We start from the raw sequence: 13,444 nt of genomic DNA on the forward strand, positions 1-13,444 counted from the left end.
AAGCGTTGGCATTGCAGGATTTTTTGTCAACTGTTGCTTTGCTGCCATCTTGACCTAGGGGAAGGCGTAAAAGCCTTGAAAAGAATCGGTTTCCGGACTCTCGCATTGGAGAAAAAGCGAAGCAAAATAACACGTATAGGTAGAAAATTCGAATCGCCGGAAAAAAGCCTCTAGTCAAAAAGCCAATTCCAAGATACCAAAAATACGAGAAAAATTAGGCACGGGACGCTCGAACGGACCGGCCTTGGTAAAAAACGAAAAGTCCCGCGTAGAACGGGTGCTTTGAGGTAGAGTGGTGGTGTTATGAAGGCGATTGATTTCGTCGTCCGCGATAATGCGGGCGGTTTGCAGCGTGGTACGGTTCCGAACGGGGCCAAAACCCACGTGATCCAGGCTGGCGCAGGTCAGGAAATTTCTCTTAATCTGAGACAGGTCGATCTTTCGAAACAGACCCGTGAAGGCAGTGATCTGGTGATCACCCTGACCGATGGTCGCGAGATCACGATCGACAATTATTTCAATTCTGCGGGCACTCCGAATCGGCTGTTCATCTCGGCAGACGGCTATCTCAACGAAGTGGCGTTTGTAGATACAGGGTCGGGTGAACTCTATGCCCAGTTCGGACCGACCGAGCAGTGGGGCAAGTGGAGCCCCTCTGATGATCTGATCTATCTCGGGCGCACTGAATTGGCTGCGGCTGGATATGCAGATGACGAAGTATCCCTGTTCCCCGCACCCCTTTTGGGGGCGGCAGGCCTGTTGGGTGGCAGCGGTGCTGCAGCGGCAGCAGCTGTTGTGGGCGGTGCAGCGATCATCGGTGCTGGTGGCGGCGGTGGCGCTGAGGGCGAAGAAACCACAGGTGGTGGTGACGGCGGCGGTAGTGGCGGCGGTGGCGAGGGCGGTGAGCCTGATCGCAACAATACCCAGGATCCCTACGTCAATGACCCCGATCTGACCACCAACATTGGCGGTGATAACTCCGAGCCGCATACAGCGACGGTAACCGGTGGCGGCAACCCCGGCGATACTGTGATCGTCACGCTTGGCGACCAGCAGATCGAGACTGTTATCACCACCGAAGGGTTCTTTAGCTGTACTTTTGAAGGCGCAAACTTCCCACCGGATGGCACCTATGAAACCGTTGTCACGGTGATCACCGGCGATGGCGAAGTTGTGCTGGACGGCCCTGGCTATGTTATCGATACGACGCCCCCGATGATCGAGGTGTCCAGCGGTACCGAGTCAGTTGGCGATTTCTTTAACGCCGTCAGCTTTGCCGACGGAGTAACCCTTACCGGGCGCGGTGAGGCAGGGGCTTCTATCCTGGTGACAATCGCCGGGATCGAGCAAACCACAACCGTCAGCGAGAATGGCACCTGGTCTGTCACCTGGGCGGCAGGTACGCTTGAAGGCGGCGAATATGCAACCGGTGTGACGATTGTAAGCGCGGATGCCTTTGGCAATACGACCACAGTCACCGATACGCTTGTCGTGGATACGTTGGCGATGATTACCATCGATACGGCAAATGTCGAAACCGACGGGATCGTGAATGCGGTCGAACGCGAAGACGGCGTGACGCTGACCGGCACGGCGCAGGCGGGGTCAACCGTTGTTGTGACCTTTGGCACAGGATCGCATCAGGCCACGGTCGATGCGAACGGCAATTGGTCGGCAGATTTCGCCATGAGCGAGGTTCCCACCGGCGAACAACAGGCCGAAGTTACCGCAGTGGCAACAGATGCCCTGGGCAACTCCAGTACCGCAACGGGCATGGTCGACATTGACACCCTTGTCCGCGACTTTGCCTTTACCGGGACGACGGGTGGCGCTGACGGTGTGATCAACAACACAGAGGCATCGCAAAGCCTGGTCATGACCGGCACGACCGAGCCTGGTTCCTCTGTCATGGTTTCTTTCGGGGGTACTTCGCAAGCGGCGACAGTTGCCGCCAACGGCACCTGGAGCGTCAGCTTTGCCCCCAGCACGATACCAACAGGCGAAGTGACGGCAGTCATGACCGCGGTTGCAACTGATATTGCGGGCAATACCGACACCATCACGCGCAATGTGGAAATCGACCGGGACGGCGGCATCCTGACAATCAGCCCGGCACCGGTCGAAGGCGATGACATTATCAATGAGGCTGAGGCCTCTGACGGTGTTGTGCTAACAGGGACATCCAACCCTTTTGCAGTGGTCACCGTAACCATGGGTGGCGTGGCCAAAACGGTGAATGCGGACGCAGCGGGCAACTGGACAGCGCATTATTCGAACGCAGATGTGGCACCGGGAGTTTATACGGCGCAGATCACCGCAACCACGACAGACAGTGCCGGCAATACGTTGAATGCCTCTGACAGTGTTCAGGTGGACACGCGGGTGGATAACCTTGGTGTGCAGGCCAACCTCGTCGAAGGTGATGGCACCATCAACGGTGCCGAACGTCTGGACGGCGGCGGTGTACAGGTCACCGGTACCACCGAAGTCGGGTCGACATCGGTTGTCGTCACGCTGAACGGTGTGGCGGTCAACGCGGTTGTGGCCGCTGACGGGACATGGACGGCAAACTATGCTGCCAGCCAGGTCTCTGAAGGAACCTATACAGCGACCGTATCGGTGCAGGCGACAGATCGCGCCGGCAATACGGCAACCGTGTCCGATGTGGTGAATGTTGACACCGAAGTCGTACCGCTGAACATGGATGACGATGCGGGCGGACGCGACAAGATCGTGAACGTCGCGGAAGCGGCCACTGGTATTGATCTGGGCGGTGAAGTCGAGATCGGCAGTTCGGTTGTCGTGAACTTTGACGGCACCAATTACACGGCAGTTGTGGACAGCGCAGGTAACTGGAGCGTGACCATTCCACCATCTGCCATTCGTGTCGGCGAGTATAACGCCGCCATCACGGTAACGGCCACCGATGCGGTGGGCAACGTGGACACCATCAACGACACCTTGGCGGTTGATACATCCGCACCCTCTGGCCCTGCGATCGAATCGCTGAACGAAGGGCGTGTCGGCTTTCGCGGGATGTCCACGGAACAGACCGACGATGACCTGTCCGTCTATCAGGTTCAGAACAACGGCACGATCACCGAGGTTGCATCGCAAAGTCAGGACAGTACCCTGCGCGATGAAACGGATATTGTGTTCAACAGCGATGTTCCCGACGGCTCGCACCTTGTGATTACCGCCACGGACGGCGCGCAAAACACCACTGGCACCTATGTTGTGCTTGATGATGGTGCGCCGAATTCGACGGTGGCGGTCAATAATCCGGCCTTGGGCAATTACAACATCGAAACCATCGACCTCAGCTTTGCCGAAGAAGGTAATCTGACGATCGACGAAGCAACGCTTCTGGCCTTGTCCGGAAATTCCAACGAATTGCGGATCCTGGGTGGTGCAGATGATACCGTTACCATCGCGGGCGCCTCGCGGGCGGGTACGGATGCCGCGGGCAACGCGATTTACACGCTGGGAAGCGAAGGTACGATCATCATCGACGATCAGGTGGATGTGATTACCTAAACCACAAGCAGACCACGGAGAGGCGCGGGCGCCAAATGACCCGCGCCCCCAATAAATATCGGCACGTTTTGAGGCAGGATATGGGGCAAGGTGTAAAAAGGGCTATCGGAGTGTGTGCTGCGGCATTCACGCTTGCGGGATGTCTTTCAGATGCGGGCAGTGGCGCGGGCGATTTTGTCGCGCGGTTGAAATCACCGGATGCAAATTCGGTTGCGCGGCCCAGTCACGCGCAAAAGGTAAATTCGGAAAGTGCGATCATTCAGGGGCTTGCGGCGCGTAAATCCGCCTTGCCCTCCGGAAGCAGTTTTGAACGCGTCGCCTCTGCGGTGCTTGCTGCCAATTCGCGTGCTGCGGAATCCGAGTTGCGTTCAGCGCGTTTGCGGTCCGAAGCGGCGAGCAAGAACTGGTTGCCCAAGATCGGTCCCAGCATCAGTCTGACCTCGCTTGGGTCCCTGGTGGCCAATCTGGTCGTGGATCAGGTGTTGTTTGACAATGGTCGCCGCAAGGGCGAGCGTGAATTTGCGATTGCCGATGTCGAAGTTGCCGCGGTCAATCTGGCCCAGGACACCAATGATCGAGTGCATACAGCGCTAGAGCTTTATGTCGCGGCCTCTGAAGGGCGCGAGAAAGCAGCGCTGTCCGAGGCATCACTGCGCGATATGGGCCAGTTCGAATATATCATGTCCGAACGCGTCAAGGGCGGTGTATCCGATCGTTCCGACCTGAATGTGCTGCGCCAGAAGCTGGCCGAGATCAAAGCGGACCGTTCCGCAAATATAGAAGCGGCGAATACCGCCATGGCCGAGTTGAACGCGATGTCGATAGAGCCGCTTGGCGGTCTGCACGGGGTTCCGGCGTTGCGTGTTTCGTCCAATGCTGCGCAACCATTGACGGTGGTGCTGGCCGAGGCGGAAAAAACCCGTGCAATTGCTGCTGCCAAGATTGATCGTGCCGATCAGCTTCCCGGATTGTCGGCAGGGGGCACGATTGGCGAAGAGTCCGATCTGGGTCTACGGGTCAGTGCGGACACATTGCTGGGGTTCGGCACCGGCGCGACCTTGCGCGCAATCGAAGAGGCGAAAGAAGCCGCCGGGCGCAGAGTCGCCCAGGCCAATGAAGATTCAAACCGCAAGTTGCGCAAACTTGAAGGCCAGATTGCCGCAAAGTCCCGTCAGGCCAGCGAAGCTGCGGGACTGACCAGACAGGCCAAGCGCAACCTTGACCTGTTTCAGGAACAATATGATGCCGGTCAGCGTCAGGTTCTGGATGTAGTGAGTGTATATGAAACCTTTGCCCGCCAGCAACAGGCCGAGGTCACATTAAAGTATGAAGCTGCACAGTTGCAGATCGATCTGGCCCGCCTGTTGGGTGTGCTGGCCGATGGGGATGAGATTTGAGCCAGAAACGCGCGTTCACCTTGAAAATCAGCAATGGCAATCAGGGACGTCTTGCGGCGGCCAATACGGCTGATCGTCCTGCTGACGACAAGAAGATCAACAGCTTTGACGAACGCATCGCGGTGCGGGCCCAGTTGGCGGCGACCTACGCCGGATTGTTGGGCGTCGAAGCGGTGCGCCGCGATCTGTTCGAGGCCATTGGCGGTGCGACCCGTGAAGGGGCGGCTGACAAGGACGAAGCAAACGCAATTGCGCATGGGATGCGGTCGATCGGGCTTTTGGCGCAGGTTGCAAGGGTGCGCGGCCTTACTGCGGATCTCTGGCCTGCATTGGCCTATATGACCTCCGGACAGGTGTTGTTGGTCATGGGACAGTCGCGTGGCGATCTGGTGATTTTCGACAAGACCTGTCCTGACAACCGTGCCTTCGTACCGGTTTCCGATTTCAAGCCGTTTTTCACCGGTCTGCTGGTGCGCGCCGAAGCCCCTTTGGCCAAGGTTGCAGAGACCCACAAGACCGAAAGCGCCAAGCCTCACTGGTTCTGGGGGCATTTCGGCCGGTTCAAGCGCCAGATGGCCGAAGTGGCGCTGGGTTCTTTTGTGGCGAACCTTCTGGCGGTGGCAGTGGCGTTGTTTTCCTTGCAGGTTTATGACCGGGTCATTCCACATCAATCGGAAGCGACGCTATGGGTGTTGGCCATCGGCGCGGGCCTTGCCCTGTTGATGGAGGCTTTCATCAAGGTTGCGCGCGCGCGCCTGATGGATGGGGCAGGCCGTCAGATCGAGGTGTCGGTGCTGCAGATCCTGATGAACCGTATTCTTGGCATGCGTTCGGATACCAAGGGACAGGCACCCAATCAGGTGTTTTCCAGCATGCGTGAGTTTGGCTCTGTGCGTGAGTTCTTTACCGCGTCGACCATCGGGACGATTGCTGACGTTCCCTTTATTTTTGTGTTCCTGTTTCTGGTCGCCAGCATTGCAGGCAATGTGGTCTGGGTTCTGGTTGCGGGGGGTATTCTCATGGTGATCCCGGGGTTCATCATGCAAAAGAAGATGATCCGCCTGACACAGGAAACCCAAGGGGCCTCGGCCAAGTCGTCGCGGCTGCTGCACGAAACGATCTTTGAACTCGACACGCTCAAGACCCAGCGCGGTGAAGACCGGGTTGCGCGGTTGTGGCAGGAATTGAACATGCTGCAGGCGATGAAATCCTCCGAGCAACGCAAACTGGCCTCGACGCTGACCTTCTGGTCACAGGGGGTACAACAAGGAACCTATGTCGCAGCAGTGATCACCGGTACCTATCTGGTGTTTGCCGGTGAATTTACCGTCGGATCGATCATCGCTGTAGGGATATTGACGGGACGGACGCTTTCACCGCTGACCCAGCTTGCGGGGACACTCGCGCGTTGGGGCAATGTCAAATCCGCGCTGGACGGGTTGGAAATGATTGCCAGTGCAGAGCAAGATACAGATGCCAACCGGAGCTATCTGCGCCGCGAACAGTTGAAGGGGCATTTCGAACTGCGTGATGTGACGTTCCGCTATGAAGAGGACGGCGCGCCGACACTTGATATCAAGGGCATGGCGATCCTGCCTGGGCAGAAGATTGCCGTGCTGGGGGCGAATGGTTCGGGCAAATCCTCGTTGTTGAAATTGCTCAGCGGACTTTATGCGCCGGAAACCGGCCGCGTGATGCTTGACGGGACCGAGATGAGCCAGATCGAACCGCGCGATCTGCGGCGTCTGATCGGCTATCTGGGACAGGATGTGCGGCTGTTTGCAGGCTCGTTGCGCGACAATCTGAACCTCACGATGCTGGAACGCGACGATGACCGGTTGTATGCGGCACTGGATTTTGCCGGACTTGGCCCCTTTGTCAAAGCGCATCACAAGGGGCTGGACCTTGAGATCAAGGACAATGGCGCAGGTTTGAGTATCGGTCAGCGGCAGTCCATCGGCTGGGCGCGTTTGTGGTTGCAAGACCCCAAGGTTTGCCTGCTGGACGAACCGACGGCGGCGCTGGACCAAACGCTTGAGGCGACGTTGGTGAGCCGCATGGAAAGCTGGCTGGAGGGGCGCACCGCCATCATTGCAACCCATCGTGCGCCGATTCTCGCGCTGACGAGCCGTACCCTGGTCTTGCAAGGTGGACGCATGACGATTGATGGCCCAAAGGACCAGGTGCTGGGCCATATCGCCACAATGAGAGGGCAGGCTGCATGACCTTTGTGAACCCGACCACCATGGACGCACAAATGGGTCGACAGATGCGCGGCCCTTCGGCTGTGATCTGGATGTGCGGTGTTGCGGTGTTGGTGTTTCTGACCTGGGCCGCCTTTGCATGGGTTGATGAAATTGTGCGCGCCGAAGGTTCGATGATCTCATCCTCGCGCCCGCAGATCATTCAAAACCTCGAAGGTGGTATTCTGGCAGAGCTTGAAGTGGCTGAAGGCGATATTGTGGAGCGCGGTGACGTTCTGGCCCGGTTGCACGGGACGCAGTTCCAGTCCTCTGTGGATGATTTGCGCAACCAGATTTCGACATTCGAGATTCGCCGTTTGCGTCTGGAGGCGGAGCTCGCCGGACAGTTCGATTTTGACGTTCCGAATGAATGGGCAATGCGCACACCGAACATTGTCGATTCAGAACGTTCTCTTTTGCGGGCACGCCAGTCTGATTTCGTTTCGCGTTCCGATGGTGCCAAGCGCGTGCTGATCGAGGCAGAGCGCGAAGCCAACCTGATGAATGACCTGTTGGAGCGTAACATTGTATCGCTGATCGAGGCGACCCGTGCGCGAAAATCATTTGCCGATGCCCAGATCAGGTTTGACGAGGTGACAACCCAGACAGAACTGGAGCGGGCCCAGGAATATTCCGATGTCCTAAAGGAACTGGCAACACTGCGCCAGAATCTGAAATCCAGCACCGACCAATTGAATCGTACCGTGCTGACAAGCCCGATGCGCGGGATTGTGAATAATTTGTCCGTTACCACGATTGGCGGGGTGGTGCGCCCCGGTGAGGAAATTCTGCAGATCATCCCCTTGGACGAGGAATTGTTTGTCGAGGCGCGGGTGCGTCCCGAAGATATTGCAGGGGTGCGCCCCGGTCAGGAAGCGACGGTAAAACTGTCGGCCTATGACTATACGATCTATGGTACACTCAAGGGGAAGGTTACCTTGATCTCGGCGGATACATTCAAGGACGAACGCGCCCGTGATCCAGATGGCAACCCCCATTACAAGGTGACACTGCAAGTGGACACCGAGCATCTTACCGAGCGTCAGGCCTCGTTGCGGATCAGACCGGGGATGCAGGCATCGGTTGAATTGCATACGGGGTCAAAGACGGTGATGCAATATCTGCTCAAGCCCTTGTACAAGAGCAAGGAAGCCTTTCGCGAACCCTAAGGCGGATCCGTTGTATCGTATTCCTTCGAGTGCTTCTACCGTTGATCTATGGCGATAGTTGCCCTGCCGTCAAATGGGGGCGTTGCTATTCCTCGGTATCCAGCCAGATTGTAACCGGACCATCATTGGCCAAGGCCACCGACATGTCCGCGCCGAAACGCCCGCGTTGCGTGGGAATGTCCAGACTGGAAAGGTGGTGCACAAAATGTCTGTAAAGTTCTTGTGCGACAGCGGGTTTTGCTGCCTTTGAAAAGCCGGGCCGCGTGCCGCGTCTGGTGTCGGCGGCCAGCGTGAATTGGCTGACCACAAGGGCGCTGCCCCCTGTTTGGGCAAGGTTCAGGTTCATCTTTTCTGCGTCATCTTTGAACAGGCGCAGTTTGGCGATCTTGTTGGCAAGGGTTTCGGCCGTTGCGGGCGTATCCTGGGGCATCGCGCAGACGAAAATCAACAAACCGTTGGCAATTTCGGCAATAACGGTGCTGTCGACTGTGACGGATGCCGCGCTGACCCGCTGCAGGAGGGCCCGCATCAGGATTTCCAGTCGATGATACTGTCTGGTGTGACGCGCTCGGTCCTGAAGCTGTTTGCGGGATGGTCGGTATCCGCATAGCCAAAGGAAATGGCACAGAGCACCAGACGGTCATCGCCAATACCAAAATGGTTTCGCACTTGTGGTGCGTATGCGGCGATGGCTGCCTGTGGGATTGTTGCCACCCCGAGGGCGGTTGCCGCCAGCGTAAAAGCGGTGACAAAGCCACCCGTGTCCATTGCCCCATAGGGGCCAAGCTCTGTAGGAGAGTGGATGATTGCCACATGAGGCGCGTCAAACAGGGTATAATTGCGCAACATCTGCGCGGCACGGCCGGCGCGGTCTGCCTTTTCGATGCCGACAGCATCATAAAGCTGGAATCCACAAGTGCGGCGGCGGGAAGCGTATTCGTCCGTATAGCTGGAGGGCCAGTCGAGGTCCGGTGCCGGAGTTACGCCCTGGGTGGCAAGGTCAGTCACCATTGCGCGAAAGGCATCGGTTGCCGCCCCCTTGGTAATCGTGACCTGCCAGGGTTGGGCATTGCACCAAGACGGGACATGTCGGGCGGCATCGATGATCCGGGTGATGGTTTCGTCGGGAACGGGATCCGCGCGGAAGGCGCGACAAGAAAAGCGCGCCGTCAAGGTTTCGCTGAGCGTGTCATATTGAGTCATTGTTGTGCTGCCAGATAACCGATGAGTCCCGCGGCAAGCAGGCCGAAGATCACCGCAATTGTGATTTTGATTGCTGAGAAGGGGCGTTCGCCCTGTACCCGACCGCTGCGGCCGTTCACGACAAAACGATAGGTCTTGCCACGATATTTGTATGCCGCCAGCCAGACGGGCAGCAGAATATGTTTGAAAGTGAGGTCGGATAATTGGGTATCAATGTTATGAATGCGCTGACGGTCGCCGCCGATGTCGAATTTCACATCGCGTTCGATGACACGGTCCATATGAGCACGGGCTTCGGCAAACCCTTCTTCGAGCGATAGGGCGTAGGCTTCGGCGCGAAACCCGGCAAGGTATTCGGGCGCATAGGGTTCGAGGGCGGACAAATCCCAGGGCTGCAGCGCATCTGTGTATTTCTTTGGCAGTGATTTCGAGGCCAGAACCAGCACATCGTCAAAGAAGCGTGCCACACGTCCTGAAGCAGAGCGCCAGCGTATTTTGGCAACCTGTTGCGTCGTGCGTTTGCCGTCACGCATGACGGTTTTTGTGACGTAGTAAACAGTGCCGCGCTGGCCTGTGTAGCTGCTACGCGTATTGGCGTCATAGGTCCAATAGGGAACATAGATGCCTTGCATGCGGCGCCCCTTGCGGGCGTATTCCTGCAGCCCGTTTGGTGCAAACCACAGCGCGCCGAGCCAATCGTTCATTGCGTCCCGTGCGGTTTCCTGAGTAAGGGCAAAGGGCAAAACCGCGCGGGGTTTGATATGGCGGTTGGTGCCCGTATCCACGACCACAGGTGTTGCGCAAAAGGGGCATTCCGTGGCGTGTTTGCCAGTGGCGAATTCAACCTCGGCGGCGCAATTAGGGCAGGTCGTGACGCGCGTTTCTTCCATCTGATCCGCAGGTAGATCCGCCCGCAAGCCCGCATGCAGATCAAGTTCGGCGATCGGTTGCATCCGAAAACCGGCACCGTCAATGGATTCAGTGTTGCCACAATGATCACAGGTCAACTGCCCCGTGTCCGGCGCAAATCGCAGGTCGGACCCGCAGGTATCGCAGGGAAAGCGATGCTCTTTGAGGGGCGCTTCGGGCGTGGTTTCAGGTGGCATGTGTTCGGGCATAAGCCAGACATAGCCTCCTTTGTGATGACCCTCAAATGTTCAATTACAAATAACGGTGCAAGGCTCTGGGGGCCATGATCCGCAGGGCATTATCTCGTAGCTTGAGATGTCTCCAGATATGAAATCCAGCGTGCACCAGGGCAATCAGGGCGAGCAGGTAAAATTCGAAAACGTGGATTTGGCCGATGATCTGATTGGCCTGAGCCATGTTCATCGGTGGTGCAATTGGCAGAAAACCACCTGCCTTCAGCAAGACGGCCGAGGTGAGACCGAGAAGGAAGCCGGTAACAGCAACTCCGAACAAACCCCAGATAAGCAATTTGTGCAGGGCCTGATGCATGATGCGCGCCCACGGCGCGAGCTTTGGCCCTGGCCGGCTGGCCAATCCCCGACGCAAATAGTCAGCCGTCCAGATCAGGCACATGGTCACGAATATCAGCGCAAGGAAGGAATGGGCCTGAAATGCCTTGGGTCCGAAGGGCAACACGTCATCAGGTGTCACGAGAAGGAACCAGACCAGCATTGGGACCATGGCCCAATGCAATACCTTTAGGGCACTACGGCGTTTCGGAAGGCGTAACATGACAAAGTCACGCAGGCAGGGACGAAAGAGTTTCGCCCACCTTTTCTTTGCGGTGCGGGGGGTCACCCCGGAACAGGCTTCATGTGCCAGGTGGCGGCGGCGGCAGAATGGTAAAGAGCTGCGCCAGTTCGGTTACATGCTCTGCCTTTTGCCATCCGTCCTGACCAGCGGTCCAGACATAGGTTTCGCGGGTCAAGGTCCCGTCCGAGACCTTGCGCCCCATGGCGGCCTTGGAAAACGGGCCGGTGGTTTCGCCGTTTTCGGCAATGTGCCAGACATGTTCTACCGGCGGCGGCGGCGGGGCCATCGAAGCCGGAGCGGCAGGGCGCGCACCCCAGGGGCCAGCCTGAACCGCGGCCGCCTGACCCATCTGCATGCCCAGGCCCGCGCCCAGGCCAGTCTGGATCGCAGCCGCCCCCGCGCCGTCACGGCCCAAGGATTCGGCGGCCTGAAATTGCATGTATTCACCCAGATTACCGATCACGCCCATGGCAGAGCGTTTGTCCATCACCTCTTCGACGGCGGGAGGAAGCGAGATGTTTTCGATATAGAGTTCTGGCAGGGCCAAACCGTATTCGGCCAATTGGGCAGCGATTTCCTTGCCTACCAGCTTGCTTAACTCGCGGGTGTTCGCCGCCATATCCAACACGGGAATATGTGCCCGTGCAATTGTACGGGAAAATTCCTGAACGATGATGTTGCGGATCTGATAACTGATTTCGTCCATGGTGAATTCACCGTCGGTGCCGACAATCTCGGTCAGAAAACGCGCCGGATCGCTGACCTTGACCGAATAGGTGCCATAGGCGCGCAGGCGCACGGGGCCGAATTCGGGGTCACGGACGATGATCGGGTTCTTGGTGCCCCATTTCAGATCGTTGAACCGTGTTGTATTGACGAAATAAACTTCGGATTTGAACGGACTCTTGAAGCCATGATCCCAGTGCTGCAAGGTTGTGAGGATGGGCATATTGTTGGTTTCGAGCATGTAGAGGCCGGGCGTGAATACATCGGCCAATTGGCCTTCATGTACAAACACTGCCGCCTGTCCTTCGCGCACGGTCAGCTTGGCCCCGTATTTGATCTCGTGGGCTTCGCGTTCGAACCGCCAGACCATGGTGTCACGGGTGTCGTCCACCCAATGGATAACGTCAATGAATTCACCTGAGAGGAAGTCGAAAATACCCATGGTTCTGGTCCTTTACGTCAGTTGCCTTGCGTGAAATTTTTGGCAGGCGTCACAGCGGCCCCCCAACAAGTTCACGCGCGATTATTCGGGCTATGGGGCCTGCTTGTTCGGCGCTCATTCCGGGGCGCAGGCGGGGGTCATACAGCATCTTTAACAAGAGTTCATCGTGGTTGGTCAGCAGCGCAAATTCGTCGTCGTCGTTAAAGATCGAGGGGCGTGCAGCCGGGCTGTCATTGGCCAGGCCAAGCCCTTGCGCCAGTTCTTCGTGGATGCAGGACAGACGCAGAAGATCTGGATTTTCAGAGCGGATCACCGCCACGGCTGCGGTGTAGGTGCTGGGGTCGGGCCCAGCCGCATAGGCCGCAACCGCGCAATAGGTGTCGCGGCGCAGGTCACGAAAGGCATCAAGTGAGGCGGGTGAAATGTCCGAAACGCGGGCTGCGGCCTGTGCAAGGGCGGCACCACGATCATCTTCAGAAGCGATGATCACCACGAAATTCGGCGGTGTGCTGACGGAAATCGGATGACCTGTCACGCGCGCCAAGCGGTTGGCATAGCTTGTGACGGCGGCGAGATCCGACTTGCGTTGGGACGGGGGCACGCCATTGCCGAAAACCACCTGCATACGCACTGGTTTGGCCCAGCGGCGCAGCGGGCTGGCACCGCCACGACCTGAGAAATTGCCATTATATTCGTTGAAAAACGCAATTTGTTCGAAGTTGCGCACCAGAGTGTCGGCAGTAAAGGGCGTGTCAACACCACCGCCATCCTGACGCAACAGGCCTTGACTGGTCTGGGCGCGCTCCACCTGATTCAGGTATTGTCGCAAGCGCGCGCTTCTTTGCGAGGTGGGTTGCGCGACTACGGGGGGCGGTGCGGCAACAACCGGCCGCGCCTGTGGTTTTGCCACGGGGACAACGGGCGGTTCGACCGTGCAAGCGGTGAGCGTGGCCAACATTGCCGCCACGCCCCAGCGTCGGATGAAATGGACCTGCGCCGCCATAT

The 13,444-nt window shown here is 57.8% G+C and carries 10 protein-coding genes; 4 read left to right on the top strand and 6 right to left on the bottom strand.

All coding sequences use genetic code 11. From position 1 onward, the window contains the following. Positions 1-303: 303 nt before the first annotated feature. The 4 genes from OS190_RS05720 (at position 304) to OS190_RS05735 (ending at position 8,346) form a co-directional block, all read left to right on the top strand. Positions 304-3,537, top strand: coding sequence for an Ig-like domain-containing protein (locus tag OS190_RS05720; protein WP_267157701.1), 3,234 nt, complete (start codon positions 304-306; stop codon positions 3,535-3,537). Between the two features lie 110 nt (positions 3,538-3,647). Further along, positions 3,648-4,934 carry a TolC family protein gene (locus tag OS190_RS05725; protein ID WP_267157702.1) on the top strand — a complete coding sequence of 429 codons (1,287 nt, stop codon included), beginning with the start codon at positions 3,648-3,650 and terminating at the stop codon, positions 4,932-4,934. Continuing rightward, positions 4,931-7,159 carry an ATP-binding cassette domain-containing protein gene (locus OS190_RS05730; protein WP_267157703.1) on the top strand — a complete coding sequence of 743 codons (2,229 nt, stop codon included), beginning with the start codon at positions 4,931-4,933 and terminating at the stop codon, positions 7,157-7,159. Before OS190_RS05725 ends, OS190_RS05730 begins: the two co-directional genes overlap by 4 nt. After that, entirely contained in the window at positions 7,156-8,346 is a 1,191-nt protein-coding gene (locus tag OS190_RS05735; protein ID WP_267157704.1) for an HlyD family type I secretion periplasmic adaptor subunit, read from the top strand. The genes OS190_RS05730 and OS190_RS05735 overlap by 4 nt, the downstream gene beginning before the upstream one ends. A gap of 85 nt (positions 8,347-8,431) precedes the next feature. Here OS190_RS05735 and dtd read toward each other — a convergent pair whose 3' ends face one another. The 6 genes from dtd to OS190_RS05765 form a co-directional block, all read right to left on the bottom strand. Continuing rightward, positions 8,432-8,875 carry a D-aminoacyl-tRNA deacylase gene (gene dtd, locus OS190_RS05740; RefSeq protein WP_267157705.1) on the bottom strand — a complete coding sequence of 148 codons (444 nt, stop codon included), beginning with the start codon at positions 8,873-8,875 and terminating at the stop codon, positions 8,432-8,434. After that, on the bottom strand, positions 8,875-9,549 hold the full coding sequence (locus tag OS190_RS05745) for a nitroreductase (protein ID WP_267157706.1): 675 nt from the start codon (positions 9,547-9,549) through the stop codon (positions 8,875-8,877). The genes dtd and OS190_RS05745 overlap by 1 nt, the downstream gene beginning before the upstream one ends. Continuing rightward, complete coding sequence (locus OS190_RS05750; protein WP_267157707.1) at positions 9,546-10,667, bottom strand: TFIIB-type zinc finger domain-containing protein; 1,122 nt, start codon at positions 10,665-10,667, stop codon at positions 9,546-9,548. Before OS190_RS05750 ends, OS190_RS05745 begins: the two co-directional genes overlap by 4 nt. 43 nt (positions 10,668-10,710) lie before the next feature. After that, on the bottom strand, positions 10,711-11,250 hold the full coding sequence (locus OS190_RS05755) for a cytochrome B (RefSeq protein ID WP_267157708.1): 540 nt from the start codon (positions 11,248-11,250) through the stop codon (positions 10,711-10,713). A gap of 79 nt (positions 11,251-11,329) precedes the next feature. Then, on the bottom strand, positions 11,330-12,439 hold the full coding sequence (locus OS190_RS05760; RefSeq protein ID WP_267157709.1) for an SPFH domain-containing protein: 1,110 nt from the start codon (positions 12,437-12,439) through the stop codon (positions 11,330-11,332). Positions 12,440-12,488: 49 nt separating this feature from the next. After that, the gene (locus OS190_RS05765) at positions 12,489-13,442 is read right to left on the bottom strand and encodes a DUF2927 domain-containing protein (protein WP_267157710.1); all 954 of its coding nucleotides are present in this window, start codon (positions 13,440-13,442) and stop codon (positions 12,489-12,491) included. Positions 13,443-13,444: the final 2 nt, after the last annotated feature.

Source organism: Sulfitobacter sp. F26204, assembly GCF_026410305.1.
In the GTDB taxonomy this organism is placed as follows: domain Bacteria; phylum Pseudomonadota; class Alphaproteobacteria; order Rhodobacterales; family Rhodobacteraceae; genus Sulfitobacter.

Bases quoted from the DNA above. Each gene is read 5' to 3' on its own strand.
- OS190_RS05765 (WP_267157710.1), bottom strand. From the start codon at position 13,442: ATGGCGGCGCAGGTCCATTTCATCCGACGCTGGGGCGTGGCGGCAATG.
- OS190_RS05760 (WP_267157709.1), bottom strand. From the start codon at position 12,439: ATGGGTATTTTCGACTTCCTCTCAGGTGAATTCATTGACGTTATCCAT.
- OS190_RS05750 (WP_267157707.1), bottom strand. From the start codon at position 10,667: ATGCCCGAACACATGCCACCTGAAACCACGCCCGAAGCGCCCCTCAAA.
- OS190_RS05755 (WP_267157708.1), bottom strand. From the start codon at position 11,250: ATGTTACGCCTTCCGAAACGCCGTAGTGCCCTAAAGGTATTGCATTGG.
- OS190_RS05720 (WP_267157701.1), top strand. From the start codon at position 304: ATGAAGGCGATTGATTTCGTCGTCCGCGATAATGCGGGCGGTTTGCAG.
- OS190_RS05745 (WP_267157706.1), bottom strand. From the start codon at position 9,549: ATGACTCAATATGACACGCTCAGCGAAACCTTGACGGCGCGCTTTTCT.
- dtd (WP_267157705.1), bottom strand. From the start codon at position 8,875: ATGCGGGCCCTCCTGCAGCGGGTCAGCGCGGCATCCGTCACAGTCGAC.
- OS190_RS05735 (WP_267157704.1), top strand. From the start codon at position 7,156: ATGACCTTTGTGAACCCGACCACCATGGACGCACAAATGGGTCGACAG.